Origin of the sequence: Pannonibacter anstelovis (assembly GCF_036881715.1) — a bacterium.
Classification (GTDB): domain Bacteria; phylum Pseudomonadota; class Alphaproteobacteria; order Rhizobiales; family Stappiaceae; genus Pannonibacter; species Pannonibacter anstelovis.
In genome coordinates, this window is the sequence record NZ_JBAKBF010000026.1 from 1 (window position 1) to 1,113 (window position 1,113).

Sequence of the window (1,113 nt, forward strand, 5' to 3'; positions counted from 1 at the left end):
CCGGCAACTGTTTCATTGATGTCTGAATGTGGCGTTCTCCCGGAGCATGGCATTGAGGATTGTGAGGAGTTTGCGCGCGGTCGCGATGATTGCGATTTTCCTGACTTTGGATGCGCTGGTGACGCGGTCTGCGAAGGCTTTCAGCGTTGGATTGATGCGGGCCGCCCTCAAGGCAGCCATGAACAGGGCCCGTCTGACACGGGCTCTTCCGCCCGAGATACAGCGTATTCCCTTCAGTTTGCCCGAGTCGTGATTGAAGGGGGCCAGCCCTGCCAGCGCCGCCAGACGCTTGGGATTGGAGTTGCCCAGTTCCGGCATGAGCGCGAGAAGGATCTGCGCCGTTACGGGCCCAACGCCAGGTGCACTCGCCAGAATGCGGGCCTGATCCCTCAGGGCGTCATTCTCCTGTATCTGGCGCTCGATCTCGGCCTCGATCCTCGCAACAGCTCGGCTGAGATGGCAGATTGTCTCCTCCAGATCCTGGCGCAGGAAAGGATCCGTCAGCTCGCAAAGGCGGGTTTTCTCGCAGGCCCGCATGGCGACCAGCTGGTCCCTTCGCGCCGCCAGCCCTGCCAGACGCGCCCTGTGAGGGCAAGGAGCGGGATCAGGATCCGGGCGCAGGCGCTCGCCCATGTCTGCCAGAATGATTGCATCCAATGCATCCGTCTTGGCCTTGCGTCCGCGTGCCTGTGCATAGCGGCGGACCATGGTCGGGTTCAGCCGTGCACAGGCGATACCCGCCTCATGCAAGCTTGTACGCAGTACACTGTCGTAGGTGCCAGTGGCCTCGAAGAGCACAAAGGCGTCTTGCCCTTGCAAGGAGCTCACAAACACACTGATTGCTTCGGCGGTGTTATCCAGATGCTGGATGCGGCCCGCACGCGGATCGAAAACATCCAGCCAGGACTTGGAAACATCGCATCCGATGTAGTGATGAGATATGCTCATGATGCCTGTCCCTGTGGTGCGAGGTCTGTTGTGAGCAGCCTCATGCAACTGTTCAGGTTAATCTGAGAAAGCGGGACGGGGCCAAAGCCGGCTCACGGTCTTCAAGATCAGGGGCCCAACGGCCTCCGTCCCGCAATCACAATGACAGACTTTCGATACACAGGG

General features: G+C 60.2%; 1 protein-coding gene. It reads right to left on the reverse strand.

Annotated features, from left to right (window positions below; translation table 11 throughout):
• Positions 1-12: 12 nt before the first annotated feature.
• Positions 13-948: an IS110 family RNA-guided transposase gene (locus V6L75_RS20960; protein ID WP_334253397.1), complete on the reverse strand. Its 936-nt coding sequence runs from the start codon at positions 946-948 to the stop codon at positions 13-15.
• Between the last annotated feature and the right edge of the window lie 165 nt (positions 949-1,113).